Consider the following 16,942-nt stretch of genomic DNA (forward strand, 5'->3'; position numbering starts at 1 on the left):
TAGTGATGATTTAGGGGGCTATTTGAAGGAAAATACTTTTAAATCAACGGTAGTTATGTGATCCATTCAGGCAAAAAAACCTGCAGGCCATGGACGGCCTCGTGTTAATCCTCTTCGTACCGCCACAAACTACTTATGAAGTTTGCAGCGTCATCGCATGCTTTAATTTTCTTCGCATCTCCTGATGCTTTTATCTCAGCAGATCGAAAATGGCAATCAAGATCAGTCCAGCCGGATACGAACGAATAAACTATTATTCTTTCCATATCACTTCTGCACTGCTTTTCATCGCTTGATGAGTTGCAAATTGACTCAGTGAGATCATTTACAGTTTGTACAAAAGGACGTCTCTCTGCGCTGATGGCAAAGCAAGATACCAGCATCAGGAACAATAACGACTTTCTCATGTTAATACCGTTAGTAATTAGTTTCCCTCATGTTAATCATCTGGTGGTGCAAAGGAAAGCAAAACGGTGTGAACATTTGAGGTTGGCGGCAACAAAAAACCCGCCGGAGCGGGTTTAGTTTTAATCTTTAAACGTGATGACTGCACATGACAACACGTCAATTTCCGTCCTGCACAGTTCTCTGGCGTCATATGGTCGCGACCAATAGCAAAGCCAGTTTTCAACATCTTCTGCACTATACTCCTTACACGCGATACCTGACGCCATTGTGACAATGTCATCACCTGGGGCCGTAAGTTCGTATCCGTTCATAAGCAAAAAAACATACCCGCACATCATCGCGGTGCGCTTATTAGCATTTGCAAAAGGATGATTTTGTATAAGGCTTTCAATCAAAACGGATGACAGTTTAAACATGTCATCCGTCTGTTCGTAATATTTCGTTAAGCTAGGTCTCGCCTGTGAAGAGCTAAGCCCGTTTGGATTAATAATTTCCACGGGCTCGTTTGGTGTTTGCTTCTCAATCAGAAACCTATTGATAAATGCTATATCTTCTACAGATAAATAGTTAACACCATCAACAATCTCACCAAACGAACTAAGTGCCATTGATTACACCTTAGCCAACTCTTTCATCGCTGCTTCGTACCGAGAAAATCCGAAATCAACAGCATTTTTTACCTGAGCTTTATGTGAGCACTCATGACCAATCGCTGATCTTGGAGATGCAATATTGCTTTTGTCACGAGGCGGTATGCAAAGACGACTTGTCTTTTTCAGTGCGTGACTCATATGTATACCCTCATGGGTGGCTGTTTGCCAACAATCAAATTAATATGGAGCCATCTGCTAATGACCCTCAATCATTCTTATCAAATTTTTAGCAGGGTGATAAATATTCCCTAGGGTCATAATAGGGTCAAAGTGCTCCTTTGACAACCTCAGTTGTGTAATCTTTTACTGTTTTTTACTGTTTTTTATTGTCAATGTGAGTCATTCCGGACTGTTCCGTTTCGTTCCGATCTGTTCCATCTTACAGAAGATATTCTACGCTTGAATATCAGAAAATACCCGTATAGTTGCAAACTTTGTTACCCCACAGCCCACACCACACAACTCAGCACAGGGTAGCCCATTCTGTGGCTTAGTCACGGCATATTCATCGCAGTTGTCACCCTACCTTTAGGTTTTACGTTTACGCTGTTTTTTGTGCCGGTTTCTACATTAGTCAGGACTATTTCCAGTGTACCGCCTGATTTGTTATCCTGAAGTACCTGATATAACTGTTCAGTAAAAGCCAGTAACGCCTGAGTTGGATCCTTATCTATTTTAAATTCAGTCGCTGCTGATGCAGTATCTTGTTGCTGCTGATCCTGCTGCATGGCGAGAGTATCGCGCTGTTCACGAACTCGGTCTGGGTTGCGCCGCCCCTTCCAGCGGTCATCAGTAATAGAGTCCATAACACCCTCCATTACCTGTTCATAGCTGAAAGGCTGAGCCCCATTCTCAACCTTGATCATTGCGTTCATTAGTTTAGCCAGCACCTGAGGATCATGCATATTCAAGTTTTCATATGGCCCAAAGCCAGTCTGGTCAGAGACCATTTTTATGTATTCCTGCGTTTTATTTTCGCTGGCTGGTGCGTATTTTTCGATATAATCAGCGATTCTGTTTTTCCCTCTTTCCGCATCCAGCATTAGCTGACGTGACATTGCGGCAAATCCATCACGATATGACGAAAATACTGCCATAGTGTCGCCTTCCGGCCCCTGTAAACCAATCTGATTATCCGCTTCACGTAAGTTGCCTGGATTTTTATTGCGAAACCCTCTGCTGTTGGGGTTGTATTTGTCATGCTGAACCCAGTTATCAGGCACCTTGCTGTTCAGTGTTGGTTTGCTTTTTCCGGCTTCGGCCTGCGCTTTTTGTTTTTCCCATTGCTCGTTGTAGCGCTTATAAATCTCGCTGTACATCTCATCAGTTGGGTCTTTTGCTATCAGGCGAAGTTTTTCGAACCCGCTCAGGGTATCTTTATAATCATCATCTTTAAGTGCACGCTGAATAAGGTCTTCGCGCTTATCACCGTGGTAGAAGTTATCTTCCGTATCGTTTATACGCATCTGATGTTCTTTGATGTTTTTCATAGCTCCATCAAGATCACCAAAATCCGGAACCATACTGGGTGAATCAATAAACTCGTAAAGCGACCGTTGGATCTGATTCATTTTTCCGGTCAATTTCGCACCAACTTCATTTAACTGAGTGTCTACCTCAGTCATTCTTTCAGCGAACTCCCCATCCATAGTCAGATTGAATTTATCCGAGTTGTCCAGCCGCTCCTGTACTTTTTTTTCCCGGATCAGGGTAAGTATGTCGGGAGGAAGCTTCAGGTTATCGCGCAGTTCCCAGTTTCGGTGTTCCGGCAGCTTTTCAATTGCCTTTTCCAGGCTCAACAACGTTTTTGTCATGTCAACGCTGCCATCAGGTCTGCGGGCAATTTCGGCACCGATGCTTCGGATTGATGCCAGCAACTGATTATCCTGACCAATAACAGCCTGACTGAGTTTTTCGTAATACCCCTCCATCTGACTGCGGGCATCATCCTTACTGACGCCTTTCTGCTGCAATGCGCCACTAAGCCGGGTGCTTTCTTCAACCGTCATCCCGGTATTGGCGGCTGATGTGGTGATATTTTTACCTTCTTCGGACATACCCTTAATCAACTGGCCACCGCCGGTGATGATCGCACCGATACCACCGATACCGGCCAGCTTACCAGCAAGCGCACCGAAGTTTTTCAGCGGCGGGATCATGTCTCCGATATTCTGGACCCCGGCTTTAGCACCATCAGACACATCCCGGATCAGGTCACCAATACCGCGTAAACCGGTTTTTGAGTCATCACCGCCGAGTTTCAGTTTATCCCGTGCTTCATCCAGTGCCGGATTCAGACTACGGATCTTTTCCTCAAGAACCGTAATCTGACCGCTTGCACGGTCATCCGCATTCAGTTCAAAATCAAAGGCATTACCCGCCATAATTAATCTCCGCTTTTAATCTCTTCGGCCTGCTCAACCCACCAGTGCAGACGGCTTTTTGACAGGAGCCACGCATCACGCGGCCCCCACCGGTAAAAATAGGTCACCTTTGCCGCCAGCCGCTGCCATGACCGGAGAGCATTTATGCCAAAAAAGGGGTCAGAAAATCACGGCACTGTTTGAAGTCTGTGATCGCCATTTTTTTCAGTTCTGTTTCCGGAATTTCACTGACCAGGGAAATCAGCCGGCGCATACCGGGAAGCGAATTGCTGGCCTTATTCTGCACGTCGTAAAACTGCTCTACCTCGATAAGGCACGGCTCACGCAGGTTAACTTCCTCATAACGGACTTTGCCGTCATTGGATTCCAGCGGTTTACTCAGGGTGATGGTTTTAGTTGTTTCCACAATTAGTTCTCCGTTACCGAACGACCTTCAAAACGCACGTCAAACACGGCGTCTTCACTGTTTACTTCCTGAGTCTGAACAACCCAGAGCCCCTGACCGATGATGGTTTTGCCGTTTGCCAGTTCGGCCACCACGTTCACATTGGTCATGCCGTTAAAATCCGCCACAGTGGTACCGCCGGAATCACGGACACGCATTGCGATATACCCGGCGACCGGCTTTTCTTTGTAACCGTGGACAAAGTCCATACCGGTCAGGGTTTCGCGGGTGACCGTGGACGGACTGTATTTAAAGTCCGCCGCCACCATAATTGACATGCCGTTGACGGAGACGCGAGCCGTTCCCGCCAGACGGTTAGATGTATCGCCCATGATTTCTCCTTAATTGCCCGGCATCAGGCGGAACTGGTTAAGCAGCGCAAATACGCGCAGCTGGTTAATGAGGGTGCCGGTCCACAGGACATCAACACGGTTCGGGTTCTGGCTGTTGCGCTCGACTTTCAGACCTTTGGCAAAGCCTTTCGCGTCCTGAACGTGTCCGTTAAATTCCAGGAAGCCATATTGCGCGATCAGTTCAGCTTTAATGACATTCGGTGTGACGATTGCTGCCCCCGGGGCAAAGCGGGTACCATCTTCTGCCAGCTTCATGCGCCCGAATTTACTGGTCACCTGAGTACGCAGATAACGGGAGACAAACATCAGTAAATACAGGGTTTCCACCTGCAGATAACTGTCATCATTATCGCCATAGGCATTTTTCTGGTAGGTCGTGATGATATTCTCGACCCGGACAGTGCCGTCATCGTCCACGGTAAATGTCGAGATACCGCTGTGCAGCAGGTTGTTACGCTCAGTCAGCTCAAGAATACTGGTGTCATCCGGCGGCAGCACCCCGCTGATAACCAGTGTCTGTAACGGGCGGCCCGGGTCATTACGCAGACTCTGGGTAATGGCACCGGTATATGCCGCGCTCCACTGATAATCCGGGGATGGTGAACCATTCACTCCGAGCAGGGAGGCATGCTGATCGTTACGCTTTTCACCAAAATCAGCCAGCTGACCATAAGTGCCGGTGATCACCCCGTAGCTGTGGCCGTACAACTGTTTGTCCCACGCCCAGCGGTCTGCCAGAAAGGTTTTCACCACATCGAGAGACGCCGTATCGGTATACGGGTTGACGATAAAATCAAAGGACCGGTCTTTCAGATTAGCCAGACCATTTAGCAGATCCGGAGAACCGTTTCCGCCGGACATGGCCGTGATGGTCATTTCAAAACCTGAAGGGGTGTTCTCTCCCCCCATCTGACCACGATAATTCAGACGGATGTCGATCCCGTTACCGTGCGCACCTTTGTTTTTGGCGGTCAGGCTGATCGTATCCTCCTTTGCCTCAGCCGTTACCGGTAAGTTAGCATTGCGGTTAATTACGGTGGTCAGCCCTGTGGCAATCGCTTCAGCAGAATCCGTGGCAACAACAGCCATCTGCACACGGATACCCGCGACATACAGGGAGATCACTCCGGTATCATTCGCTGCACTGGTAATTTTCAGTTTACCGGCGGCAGCTGTTTGTTTTTCATCATCCGCCAGCGGTAACGCCCACACCTCACCGGCAGTGTCATTACGGAAATATGCATCAGCCTCTGTATGAAGCATAGAGCCGCGTCCGAAACGTTCCGCTGCCTGCGTCCCTGATGTGATGCGCTCAGGCATACTGTCTTTACCTGCCGCACCGTCCAGCATCTGACCGATTAACAGTGTGCGCTGCGTGGCGGTTGCTGTGTTGGCCATCGAGTTATCAAGCTCAACGAAAAACAGCGGGGTCCGCAAATTCTGCGGAATAGTGGCAAATGGCACTGTCATGCTTTTTGCTCCTTCACTTTCTGAGGATTACCCGGCACGACATCCCCCTGATTCAGACGGGTGCGCCAGAAAACATTGTCGGGGACGTCCTGCCCGGATTCAGGCAAAAGCTCCCCTTTGACCGGACAGCGGACGCTGCGGCCTTTTACAGGTTTTACAAACATGGTTACTCCTGATTGGTCAGGTCGATGGAAACGTGATGTTCCGGGCTGCCGTCAGGCATCTGAACGCTGATGTCGATACCTGTTAGCGGATCCGCATCAACCGGGTAGAATTCCTCCGGCCCCTGGTAATATTCGATATCCAGATCCATCAGCAGTTGCGCCATGTGACCTTCACCGGCAGCACTGATGGTTATCTGAGAGCGGATATTCAGGAACTGCTGGATTTGCCGGGTCAGCTCATAACTGTTAATCACTGCCCGTTCAATCTGTTCACGCAGGGCTTCCAGTGCCAGCTCTGCTTTTATGGCGCCGTTCTGGTCTTCCTCATCGAACTCTTCCAGGCGGCCGGTGACACGAACTGTGGTCACGGTGTTGAACTGCGGAACGTTACGACCGAGTGAGTGTTTTTCATCAAACGGGGTCTGCACGATGATGCACGGATACTCTGCGCCGGTTGTGGGCCAGTCGCGCGGGGAGTACACACGGTCCTCTGCGTTGGTTTTCCCCTTCAGTGACGCCACAACCAGTTCGCGTACTTTGGCTGCGTTCATTATTTCACCTTATTCAGGATCAGATGCGTCCCGCCGTGGCTGTCTGGCTGTACTTCCGACACCACAAACAGGGTATTGACACTGTAAATAAACACCCGGTCCCCCTGCTTCGGCGGAACCCTGAAAATTACATCCCGCACACCGAGGATCGGACGGGTGGTATTGATACCGCTTTCACCGTCCATACTTTCGTAGTTCTGGAAATAAGCCCGGTCAAAAATGCCGTCAATGTCGTAAAATTCGGTACCTTTGGCACTTTTCACCGGTTCCCAGCGCGCCTTTTCTGCAAAGACGTTATGCAGCGGCCCCAGCAGGTGCTTATCCCAGTCAACGCCCATTAATGGTTACAGTGCCGGGCGGGTTGGCTTTCGCCAGTTTTTCCCGCACTGCCTCCAGCGTCATCACCACACCCAGGTCAATCAGGCGGGCAGCATCCGAATCATCCAGTGTGATTTGCTGGTTTTCACGGTACAGCTCGCCGTCATGCTGCACACAGCGGCCTTTAGTCACCACATAAACGTTGTCAGCCCCCTGTTCCGGGTCTGAACCTTGCTTATCTCCGGTATTCCCGCCACCGGAATCAGTCACGGTATCCTGTTTCGCTGTGGTTTGATCACCCTGCTTATTGCCGGAATCACTTTTCTGTAATTCCGGATTAACCTGACCGGGAACCATCAGCTCGGGCGGCAGACCGCCCGGCTCCTGTGGTTTCTCCGGCGTATTTTTTTTATTCGCCATCAAATCCCCCTGTTAAACCACAACGGCACACAGTGATGCGTTAACGCGGCTCGGAATGACCAGCGGCGCAGACTGCATCATGATGAAGCGCTGTGCCGGGTCCTCAACCAGCCAGGACTTCGGTGCATACGCCATCGGGCCGTAACTAAATTTCGGATCGAGGATGGCACCGAATGCGCGGGTCCCCATCAGGTCTTCGCCGGACATGATCACCGACCCATCTGTAATCATCGGTTTTTCTTTGCCATCGAGCGGGTCAATAAACCAGTCGTTGTATACCCACAGGTCATAATTGCCCCAGCGGCCTTTGTATACAGCACCTGTTTTGATTTGCGTACCGGGGTTAATCTGGTTACCGAACGGAGAAAGCGCAGGGAAGGTAATGGCGCTATCCTTAACCGATGAGTCCAGACGGAAAGCTTTCCACGATTTGGTGGTGAACACGATATCTGTCGCCACCGCACCGGACTCCTTCAGCATGCGCTGTGCCCAGTCTTCGATGTTATCAGTCGGTTTGGTGTTGGTTTTTCCTGCCTCTACGGCTTCCGGCCATTTATCGGCACCGCTCAGGGCAATAGTCAGATCGGAGGAACGCCCGAAATCCACCACCTGAGTCTCATAACCTTCACCGGTTACTGTCACCGTACCGGTCTGGAGTGCGCTGGCCGCCATCCATTCCAGACGGCGGTTGATCATGTCAATCTGGTCAGTCAGCTCGAACTGCAGGTTCAGCATTTCACGTTCAGCGGCAGAATACTGACCGCCGATGCGCTCACCAATCTGACGGCGGATGGGTTTGCGCAGATCCGGTGCACGTTTGTCTTTGATGTACGCCGGTTTAAAGCTGTTGGTCTGAAACTTACGCGCTTCCACCAGCTTACCTTCCACCAGCGGCGAAACGAACGGTGCCAGGCGGCGCAGACCGACATCGACATCAATGGCGACTTCTTCAGTATCGGATTCCACGATGTTCGGGAAAAACTTGTCGAGCAGGAAGTTCTGACTGGTCATCAGGTTCGGGACAACCTGGATCAATACGGAGGTATCGAAAATATTATTCATACTTTTTCTCATCTGAAAGACGTCACAATGCCTGCCATAGCTGACACAGTGACGTCTGTATTAAAGGGAGGATCAGGCTTGTACGCTGTCGCGCAGGAAGACGGAGAACGGACGCAGGGCAGCCTTGAGTTCTGTGGCGGTCCAGGTGTCATCATGAATAATGCGGTTCTGGTTAAATTCACCCATCAGGTACAGGCCACCACTAACCGCGTCCGCCGTGGTATCGACATCATCCACCAGGATAGCGCAGGGCTTTTCACTGCCGTCTGCTGCGTCTTTCTTACTCAGTACGTATTCGCCGGAGGAGGTGATCATGCCGAGCACAGCGCCACGGCGCAGAATACCCGCTTTCGCGATAATGCCCGTGTCGGTGACAACCTGAAGCGGACCGGCAATCAGCTGATCCGGATTAAAGACGGCCTGACGTACTCCCGGCTGAAACGGGTTCTGTGAGAACTGTTCCATTATTTCGCTCCCTTGTTGCTGTTATAAAGACTGGTCATCTGCTGCACCAGAGCATCTGCAGATCCGCGAACCGGTGCCTGTGCATCCGGACTGATGCGTACCTGCTGCTCTGCCCGCATGCGGCTGTCGAGCGATGTGCGCTGTGTTGCGGGCTGTACCGCCCCCATTGCCTTCAGGGTGCCGATCGCTTCGGATGAAGACATGCGGGTATTGAATGCCAGATGTGCAGCCATATCCGGACGACCGGCGGCAGCCTTGCTGCCAAAAATGCGGGCGCAGCGTTTGCGTTCAGCGCGGCGGCCTTTTTTCACATCTTTGTTTTCATCGTCGTCTTCGGCGTCTTCGTCATCACCTTCCGTGTCTTCATCATCTTCGGCGTCAGGATCATCGTCGTCACCTCCGGCTTTTTTGGCTTTCTTAGCCTTGCGGCCTTGTTTTTCGTCGTCCTGATCTTCTGCGCCTTCATGATCTTCATCGTCTTCCGCGCTTTCGTCCTGCTCATCATCTTCCGCTTTTCGGCCTTTGGCTTTGCGGACTTTTTTGTCCTCATCCTCTTCCGAGGCTTTAGCTTTTTTCCCGCGACCGAGAAGGTGTGCAAAGGTAAACTTATTGTCTGCCATAATTAAATTACTCCGGATTCTTTCATCAGTTCCTGAAATGCGACATCAGGACTGGCAACCACATCAGCCAGCCCCATCTGTACGCCCTCGGCTGCCAGATAACAGGCGGCCTGTGTATTGCGGATCACTGTCTCAGACAGTCCGCGGTTACGGGAAACAGTGCTCACAAACAGACGCCCCATTTCATCGACATCGTGCTGAATGGCGGCCTGTGCCTCATCACTCAGCGCCACATACGGGTTACTTTCCGCCTTACGGTTCCCGTAGGTGATAATGGATACTTTCAGCCCGTCATCCTTAATGCGCTGTGACCAGTCACAGTGAATGACGATCACCCCGACCGAGCCGACACCACCGGTGCGCGGGACGTAAATTTTGTCCGCAGCACTGGCAATGGCATAAGCAGCGGAAAAGGCATTTTCGGACAGAATGGCGTAAACCGGCTTTTTGCCGCGTTCGGCGTAAATCAGATCAACCAGGTCAAAACAACCGGCTACTTCACCGCCCGGAGAATCGATATCCAGACAGATACCCTTCACCTCCGGGTCATTAATTGCTGTCAGAAATACCCTGCGGATACCGTCATAGCCGGTCATACCGCTGTACGGCCGCAGTGTGCCGAGTTTCTGAACCAGCGTGCCGTAGACCGGGATAACCGCGATACCTTCCAGCACGTCATACCCGCTGTCTTTCCGGGCTTTACGGCTGAAATATTCATCATCGTCTTCCATCATGGCGCTGCGGATCTGCGTGATACCGAGCCGCTCTGTCAGTGACGACACAATCACTTCCGCTTTCTGCGGGTGTATGGCAAGAGGCGTGTTAAACAGCTTCTGTGCCAGGTGGGGTAAATTCACTTCGCCTCCTGTTTGTTTTCCGGGTTCGGTGCAAAGGTATCTGCCACCGCCCAACTCGGCGGCGGCAATCCAAGCTCTTCAAACCGCTTAAGCTCATACGCCCGCTGGTCTGCCTGCTCTTCCCAGTCCTCACCCATATTTTCAGCCACTTCCATTTCAAGCGTAGACAGCCCGGCTTCCAGGCTGAGAATGACGCCCTTTTTCTCCGCGACCGGATCCACCCAGCCGCGCCCCGGTCCCATCCACCGCGCACGGCAGTAGGATGCTGAGGCGTCCATAAAATCCGGCGCATCATTCGGCAGCGGAACATCTTCCACATCGTGAATTTCTTCGGCAAAGGCCACCGCTATCGGTTGTGCGAACCCGTTTGAGAAGTCATCACGGCGGCGGGTCAGGGTTTTCCAGGCTTCCAGCATGGCGGCACGGGCTGAGGAATAGTTAACATCAGACCAGTCCTGCGTGACCTGCTGAGCGGAAAGGCCGGTAGCCGCAGAAATATTCCGCAGCACCGCACTTTCAAAGCCGTCAAAGTTACTGGTCGGCCGGGCGGCGGACAGCGTGACTATTTTTTCATTCGGGAACAGGTGCGGGATACGTGCGCCGTTCTGAAGATTGAGACGCTTGTCCTGATAGTATTCTGTCCGCTGTGTCTGGTAGGCACTGAGTTCATCACCGGTAAAATCACCGCTATCGCCCAGAGCGGAAGCCACCATCTGTGCATCATACGGGGATTCGATATATGCCCCGAAAATGGCGTTGAGGATCGCTGCCTCCAGTTCTGATTCGTCGTACTTAATCAGCATCTTCAGCTTCTGAACGATGGGAGCCAGTATGCCGATCCCCCGGTGCTGTGCACCGCGCTCCATATCAAAATCATGTACCACCACCGGACGGCCCCATGAGGTTTCACGCTGAATGCGATTCCAGGTCATGGTTTTTTTACCCGCCCACCAGTCGCCCATATGGGCTTCACGGATGTGATAGGCGATCGGGGCACCGTCACTGTCAATTTCCACCCCGCCACGGATATTCGGCATATCAAAATTCTGCTGCGGGTTACTCAGACGATCAGGATCAACAATCTGAACTGTCGTCGCGTAGCGGGCTTTTCCATAACCCAGCCGGTCAGGACGGTATTGCAGAACTGCCAGTGCGTCACCGTCCAGCAGTTTGTGACGGAATCCCAGCCGCAGCATCTGCGATACGGTCTGTTTACGTTCAACATCACAGTACCGGCCTTTGTCGTTCGCCCATGAACGCCAGTGCGCGGTAATAAACCGGCTGTATTCGGCAGCCCACACCGCATCAAATGCTTTGTTTCCGGTCAGTTGCCGGAGCATCCGGTAATCGGGTTTGAATACCGGCCGGTAACAGGCACCCACCGCATTATCTAGGACGCGGGTTATCGAGCCGGATGCCCAGCCGTCATTACGCGCCAGATCACGCATACGTGACACGATGCGGTCACGGTAGATATTGCAAGAATGAATTAATATATTGATTTTAAATGTTTTTATTATTAATGAGCCATGATTTATACGCTATAAGCAATACACTTTGCAATACACGATAATTTTATGGGATGGCAGAACACAATGAAGCCAATACACTTATAGTATTGACGTTTCATTGATGTGTGGTTATCAGAATAATCAGGCTGTACGCCTCGCTGTCTCTGGCTTAGAGACACATTCGGGTATGATCAATTCGCGCTTATAGATATTATTTTCTATAAGGCTGGTTTTCGGTAACGTCAAACGGTCAGGCTACCCCATCCGGGTAACGTCAACGGTTTCTAAGACTATTGATCAACGTAACGTCAAAATTGACACGGCTAATGCCAAAAAATAGCCCAGTGTTGCATGGACGTGTCGATGCGTGTGCGCGTTTACAGAAAAATGGGCTTTGGTTATCTACCTGTCTACCTAATTGCTCTCAGCCCTTGTGCTACAAGGCTTTCAGCGGGTAGATAGTACCATTTATGCTGTTTACCCATTGTCTACCCGTTCGGGGTCGTCTACCTACCTGAATTATCCATCATTCCCGCCGACTCCGTTTCAAACAGCGGCGGTCAGAGTCCTGATAGTTCATCGTCCAGATCTGGACATTAATGTTTTATAAGGAATTTTTTAGCCTCCTTGATATAAAGGAGTCCTGTTTATGAGGGCTGGAACTCAAGCCGTCCTGAAAGTAGGTTAGTACATCTGGCGTACCGACCACAGGCTAACCCGTTGATATTTTCGGGGAACGCCAGCGGCGGGTTCCAGCGGAATACATCACAACCTCTCAACCATCGGGATAACTGATTGATAATTTCACAGTTATGTTTTCCTGATAGCTTAATGGTCAAAATCACCACTGAGGCTATTTGATACCGCGATCACTCAAAGGCATGGTCACGTGACCACACCTTAACCATAGAGATTTTCTCTGTAGTTGAGATGCCCCGTCTTTGGATCATCACTTTTACCCCACTGGGGAGAAAGGGTTATCTGTGTGGAATAACATACCGCAGATTTGCATCATGATAAAAATTATGGAGTTAAACCATTTACTGGAGTAATACGCACAGAGTTACTTTGAGTAGCCGTGTGCTTTAATTTTCATGAACCGTTACGGCAAAATTGACTATTTTGTAACTATCTGCGCCCCGGTGAGTTGATACCCGTTAAACCACTCATGCCGACCAGTAGCAACAATCCGGCACCCTTTCTGGCAGGCCATCAGTTCCAGCGCGTTAATATCAAATGCCACCAGCTTCAGCGGATAGGGGCTACGGCGTTCGCTTTCTGCCTGAATGGTCATTGTTGCCATTACTTTTCCGGTTGCCGTCCTGACCCGCTGAGGTGGTTTAGTGACAGTGCCGGTTACTGTGGCTGTGATGGGCTTTATTTTTCGGTATGTGTGCATAAATCACCTGCTGGCTGCTGAAACTGCGGATAGTATAACTCATTGATTTAGATTAATTCTGTCACAAAACCAGAAACACTGCTGCCGTTGGTCATTGATTCAGTAATCAACGATGATACGGGATAATCCCGCATGTAAAACCTTACAGTAATCTTACCGTTTCCTCGCCCTAATCTCGCTCTTACCCCTCACCGTTATATAGCTCTGATCCTTGCCGTAATCTTGCCGTTCCCCGAGGCCGTAACTTTGTCCCGCGCTGGGTGATATGACTTAACTTACTGATATCTGTTCAGAGTGTGATTTAGCATTCTGGCATGAGCCGCCGATACCGGAGCCTCCTGTCTGGTCATTGTCCTGATACCGGCAGCGGGTAGCGTGGTGTGAGCTGGTGGTCTGTCCGGTAATTGTCCGGTACGCGGGATCATACAGGCTATTCCGGTGCGTACCTGACTGCGTACCAATGACGATAACGCCGGTAATTACACAGGGCTGATCTACACTCAACGGTTCAGGCTTTATCCTGTTCACTGTTATCCAGACTCAGTTCTTCCAATGCTTCATAGATGATGTCCTGCACCGCTGCCACAAACTCTGTATCAGAGGAAGTCAGTGCCAGCGACCGCAGACGGGGACCATGTTCAGGGGCTATGGCAATCAGACGGGTGCGCATCCGGTGATATTCGTCACCTACCTTGTCGACCATATCCTGCCAGGGTAAAACCTCTCCGGATTTCAGTTTGTACTCATGTTCAGTCAGCAGAGCCAGATAGTTTTCTTTCATTGTGCGGGCTTCATCGAATGACATAGTGGCTCCGCGCTCAGTGAGAATACGTTCGGCAATCTGCGCTGCTGAGTCCGTATTTTGTTTGTTACCCGGAGTGTTACCTGACTTGTTACCCTGCCTGTTACCTTCGGAGCTTTTTTTACCCTGGGTAACACTTTTCCGGTAACGGGAAATATTGGCGTTCGATGCTTCAACATTTATATCGTCACCGTCTGTAACCAGCCAGCCACGGGCCTTCCACTGTGTTACGGTCTTACGGCTGACACCGTGCAATCTGGCAAATTCTGACTGATTCATCACTTACTCCTTGTTACCTGTTACCCAAATTTCAAAATTTTTTAGCTGGCCGCAGACCACGGCGCGCAATGACCCGTGTTGTAATTATCGCTGGTAAGGACCCAAAAAGTTTTCAGGGCCCGTACCGCCGCCGGTACTCCCTTCTCTGCCGTTCGCCTTCCTCATCTGCTCTGCGCTTCTCCTGCTCTGCCTCATACATGCGCTGCGCAACACTCTCCGGTGTCTGTAGTTCATTGTGTCGCTCTGTGGTACGCCGGATTAATGCCTGTACCTCTGCTTCCGTCATCGGCTCAAGGTACTGTGCCAGCTTCTCACCGGCTGCCCGCAGTGATGCCGTATAGCCGTTACTGTCACTGTTCTGTGTACTGTGGCGGAATGCGGTCATGTTCTTATCCTCATCGTCCAGCAGCTCCCACCCCGGGTGCAGGGCTTCCATCTTCCGTGTGGTGTATCTGCTGAGGTGGCGGGGACTACCGGTGAGTTGTTCAATGGCGGACTGATACGGGACATTGCGTTTAATGAGCGCCAGAGCATAGACAGGGTTGTTTTTGGCCTCCTGACTCTCAGCAATACAGTGAGCGTCTGAGTGCGTCCTGCTGTGTCCGGTGTCTGATTCTTCACTGACTGAGGCAGCGGCGGCACGGTACATCAGACTGCGCCCGGCGTAACCCTGAGCGCGTAGTGTGTCCGGTGACAGGTGAGCAAATGAATAAGTATCAGGTTTCATCGTCTCTCCCTGTGGTTACGGCAGATTAACACCGGTTTCTTTGTAGGTGGCTCTCAGCTTCTCTGTCGCTTTCGCCATATCACGCTGATATTCCTCATCGGCTTTCTGACGGGCTTCGGTATTATCCGGCGTATTCGGATTGGATGCGTTCATTGCCTGACGGGTGCGCTCAATCACTTTCTGCACTTCATCTTCGGTCATCGGCTCTTCCATCTTTTTCAGTGCCTGCACGGCCTGCTGACGGGCGGTCATATAACCGTTGATATCACCGTGTTGTGCCGATACCTGAAATGCCTTTCTGACCCGTTCCTCATCGTCGAGAAATTCCCAGGTCGGATCATTCTCTTCCATGTACTTCACGGTGAACTTTGACAGGTATTCAGGTTCATCACGCAGACGGGCGCGAATTTTCTTTGAGGACAGGTCTGTCTCACGCAGCAGGTGAACTGCCAGTGCCGGACTCGCTGCCGCTTCTTCCGATACTGCCACATTGTGACCGCGACTGTGTTTCTTCGGTGCTTCCGGTTGGTCGTCTGAAACCATCAGGGCGGCGACGTTCTGCTCCTGCTGATTGTCTGTAGTGTCGCTTTCAGCTCCGGCGGTCAGATGCCCGAAACTCTGTGCGGCTGCGTTCTTCTGTTTTTTCATTTTCTTCCGGCTCCCCACCAGATGCGATAACATGAACATCCCCATAATTACCCCTCTACCTGCTTCAGTGCTTTATCAACCAGCTTCCGGGCCACTTCATGCAGAGTCGGTTTAATCCCGAGTCCTGACCGGTTGTGTTCTTCCTGCTGGATCTTCCGTAATGCGTCCATCTGCGTCTGTGTCAGCAGAATCGCTTTGCTGTCTATCTTCATACTCACCTCACTGTACTGATTTTATTTTCACTGGTTATTTATACAGCTCATCTTATTGCAAATAATGCAACGACACAACTTAATGATGCAATTTATGCAATGTTTATTTTTCACACAGACAAAGAAAACGGCAGAGTAGTTAACTACTGACGTTTTGGTATCAGGCTTTATGAGATTCAAAGGTGAACATTTGTGAACATCTGAGGGCTTTCTTCTGGCAGGCTATCCGTTACTTTCATTCTTCAGCGAAAACGAATCTGTGCTTTTCTGTACCCTGGTAATTCTTGGCTTTTTAACTGCGCAGACCTTAGCAAATCTTAGCATTTTTTTGCGCATCCTGCCGGGTCTGATTCTCTTTAATCCCTTGCGTTACAAGGCTTGTGACAGGTTCGCACTTGGTTCGCAGTGCGCAGTTTTCGGGTTTCGTTTTGCGCAGTTCACCTCGACATTTCTATACATAAAAATAATGCGCAATCCTGCTTCGAGCCTTATGGATAAAGGCTTTGTGATGGTTCGCACCTGCCCGCACTTTGCGCACAATACCGATACATTACGATACATGCGAACCGGATACATTTATAGATTTTTTAAGGTGCGACGGGGATCTGCGGAGGGATTTACTTTATCAAACCTCATCATCAGAAAAACGTTAAGATTTAATGTCAGTATCTGTTGCTATTCAGCTCATTTTCACGGGCTTTTTAAGGTGTCCGAAAACTCTCATGCAAGGAGTTTTCGGAATGACCTTATTATCAGAGGGTATTAAAATCAGCTACTTCACCTGTTACAGAGTGACAAATCTTTTACATAGGTGGTTGGTGACATCCACGAAATTTTCCCGCATGTTTCATATCCATTATCGAGAAGATAGATATTTACAGCAAAAGAAACAGGGAAGCTGATAAATAACCCAGCTATACCCAAATATAATAAGTATCTCATTATTAATTTATTATATTTCATTAATAATATAAAAATAATTGAATTTCTGCCAAGAGAAAATTCAATTGCAGTCGCTAAAAAAACGTATAATAAAAGTGGTGTCGCTATTGTCACTATTACAATCTGTGCCGAAAATACAATAACACTTTCCATATTAAATAAAGAAATCATATAATCATACATCAGCACGCTAAGAGCTAAAAATAATATAAAAAACAATCCTGATACTATCGCCTTTACCCACCCTGGCAT

21 protein-coding genes and 1 pseudogene are annotated in these 16,942 nt (G+C 49.9%); all 22 read right to left on the bottom strand.

What is annotated here, in order from left to right:
- Positions 1 to 104: 104 nt before the first annotated feature.
- Positions 105 to 407: a hypothetical protein gene (locus tag N7387_RS13480; protein WP_279799592.1), complete on the bottom strand. Its 303-nt coding sequence runs from the start codon at positions 405 to 407 to the stop codon at positions 105 to 107.
- Positions 408 to 527: 120 nt separating this feature from the next.
- Complete coding sequence (locus tag N7387_RS13485; protein ID WP_279799594.1) at positions 528 to 1,016, bottom strand: type II toxin-antitoxin system death-on-curing family toxin; 489 nt, start codon at positions 1,014 to 1,016, stop codon at positions 528 to 530.
- A 3-nt stretch (positions 1,017 to 1,019) separates the two neighbouring features.
- Positions 1,020 to 1,199 carry a hypothetical protein gene (locus N7387_RS13490; RefSeq protein WP_143971427.1) on the bottom strand — a complete coding sequence of 60 codons (180 nt, stop codon included), beginning with the start codon at positions 1,197 to 1,199 and terminating at the stop codon, positions 1,020 to 1,022.
- Between the two features lie 356 nt (positions 1,200 to 1,555).
- Positions 1,556 to 3,445 carry a hypothetical protein gene (locus N7387_RS13495; protein WP_279799600.1) on the bottom strand — a complete coding sequence of 630 codons (1,890 nt, stop codon included), beginning with the start codon at positions 3,443 to 3,445 and terminating at the stop codon, positions 1,556 to 1,558.
- A gap of 142 nt (positions 3,446 to 3,587) precedes the next feature.
- Positions 3,588 to 3,854, bottom strand: a complete 267-nt coding sequence (locus N7387_RS13500) for a phage tail assembly protein (RefSeq protein WP_105212820.1) — start codon at positions 3,852 to 3,854, stop codon at positions 3,588 to 3,590.
- Positions 3,854 to 4,222 (bottom strand): phage tail tube protein, encoded by a 369-nt coding sequence (locus N7387_RS13505; protein ID WP_262860943.1) that lies wholly within the window; start codon positions 4,220 to 4,222, stop codon positions 3,854 to 3,856. Before N7387_RS13505 ends, N7387_RS13500 begins: the two co-directional genes overlap by 1 nt.
- Before the next feature lie 9 nt (positions 4,223 to 4,231).
- Positions 4,232 to 5,713: a phage tail sheath subtilisin-like domain-containing protein gene (locus tag N7387_RS13510; protein ID WP_279799602.1), complete on the bottom strand. Its 1,482-nt coding sequence runs from the start codon at positions 5,711 to 5,713 to the stop codon at positions 4,232 to 4,234.
- Positions 5,710 to 5,877 (bottom strand): DUF2635 domain-containing protein, encoded by a 168-nt coding sequence (locus tag N7387_RS13515; protein ID WP_004904824.1) that lies wholly within the window; start codon positions 5,875 to 5,877, stop codon positions 5,710 to 5,712. The genes N7387_RS13510 and N7387_RS13515 overlap by 4 nt, the downstream gene beginning before the upstream one ends.
- A 2-nt stretch (positions 5,878 to 5,879) precedes the next feature.
- The gene (locus tag N7387_RS13520) at positions 5,880 to 6,428 is read right to left on the bottom strand and encodes an ATP-binding protein (RefSeq protein WP_279799605.1); all 549 of its coding nucleotides are present in this window, start codon (positions 6,426 to 6,428) and stop codon (positions 5,880 to 5,882) included.
- The gene (locus N7387_RS13525; protein ID WP_279799607.1) at positions 6,428 to 6,766 is read right to left on the bottom strand and encodes a hypothetical protein; all 339 of its coding nucleotides are present in this window, start codon (positions 6,764 to 6,766) and stop codon (positions 6,428 to 6,430) included. Before N7387_RS13525 ends, N7387_RS13520 begins: the two co-directional genes overlap by 1 nt.
- Positions 6,756 to 7,166, bottom strand: coding sequence for a hypothetical protein (locus tag N7387_RS13530; protein ID WP_279799609.1), 411 nt, complete (start codon positions 7,164 to 7,166; stop codon positions 6,756 to 6,758). Before N7387_RS13530 ends, N7387_RS13525 begins: the two co-directional genes overlap by 11 nt.
- Positions 7,167 to 7,178: 12 nt before the next feature.
- Positions 7,179 to 8,228, bottom strand: a complete 1,050-nt coding sequence (locus N7387_RS13535; RefSeq protein ID WP_279799611.1) for a major capsid protein — start codon at positions 8,226 to 8,228, stop codon at positions 7,179 to 7,181.
- Positions 8,229 to 8,300: 72 nt separating this feature from the next.
- Positions 8,301 to 8,693, bottom strand: coding sequence for a head decoration protein (locus N7387_RS13540; RefSeq protein WP_279799613.1), 393 nt, complete (start codon positions 8,691 to 8,693; stop codon positions 8,301 to 8,303).
- On the bottom strand, positions 8,693 to 9,313 hold the full coding sequence (locus tag N7387_RS13545) for a hypothetical protein (protein ID WP_279799614.1): 621 nt from the start codon (positions 9,311 to 9,313) through the stop codon (positions 8,693 to 8,695). The genes N7387_RS13540 and N7387_RS13545 overlap by 1 nt, the downstream gene beginning before the upstream one ends.
- A gap of 2 nt (positions 9,314 to 9,315) precedes the next feature.
- Positions 9,316 to 10,170, bottom strand: coding sequence for a S49 family peptidase (locus N7387_RS13550; protein WP_279799615.1), 855 nt, complete (start codon positions 10,168 to 10,170; stop codon positions 9,316 to 9,318).
- Positions 10,167 to 11,648 (bottom strand): annotated as a pseudogene (locus tag N7387_RS13555) (phage portal protein); the annotation flags it as partial. The gene N7387_RS13550 and the pseudogene N7387_RS13555, both read right to left, overlap by 4 nt.
- A gap of 1,150 nt (positions 11,649 to 12,798) precedes the next feature.
- Positions 12,799 to 12,984 carry a hypothetical protein gene (locus N7387_RS13560; RefSeq protein WP_279799616.1) on the bottom strand — a complete coding sequence of 62 codons (186 nt, stop codon included), beginning with the start codon at positions 12,982 to 12,984 and terminating at the stop codon, positions 12,799 to 12,801.
- A 604-nt stretch (positions 12,985 to 13,588) separates the two neighbouring features.
- Positions 13,589 to 14,161: an RNA polymerase subunit sigma-70 gene (locus tag N7387_RS13565; RefSeq protein ID WP_279799617.1), complete on the bottom strand. Its 573-nt coding sequence runs from the start codon at positions 14,159 to 14,161 to the stop codon at positions 13,589 to 13,591.
- A gap of 112 nt (positions 14,162 to 14,273) precedes the next feature.
- Complete coding sequence (locus N7387_RS13570) at positions 14,274 to 14,888, bottom strand: hypothetical protein (RefSeq protein WP_279799618.1); 615 nt, start codon at positions 14,886 to 14,888, stop codon at positions 14,274 to 14,276.
- A gap of 15 nt (positions 14,889 to 14,903) precedes the next feature.
- Positions 14,904 to 15,581, bottom strand: a complete 678-nt coding sequence (locus N7387_RS13575) for a hypothetical protein (RefSeq protein WP_279799619.1) — start codon at positions 15,579 to 15,581, stop codon at positions 14,904 to 14,906.
- 2 nt (positions 15,582 to 15,583) lie between these two features.
- Positions 15,584 to 15,748, bottom strand: a complete 165-nt coding sequence (locus tag N7387_RS13580) for a hypothetical protein (RefSeq protein ID WP_162894847.1) — start codon at positions 15,746 to 15,748, stop codon at positions 15,584 to 15,586.
- A gap of 777 nt (positions 15,749 to 16,525) precedes the next feature.
- A complete protein-coding gene (locus N7387_RS13585; RefSeq protein ID WP_279799620.1) occupies positions 16,526 to 16,942 on the bottom strand; it encodes a DUF1240 domain-containing protein in 417 nt (138 codons plus the stop codon).

This window comes from Morganella sp. GD04133, assembly GCF_029835375.1.
Classification (GTDB): Bacteria; Pseudomonadota; Gammaproteobacteria; order Enterobacterales; family Enterobacteriaceae; genus Morganella; species Morganella morganii_B.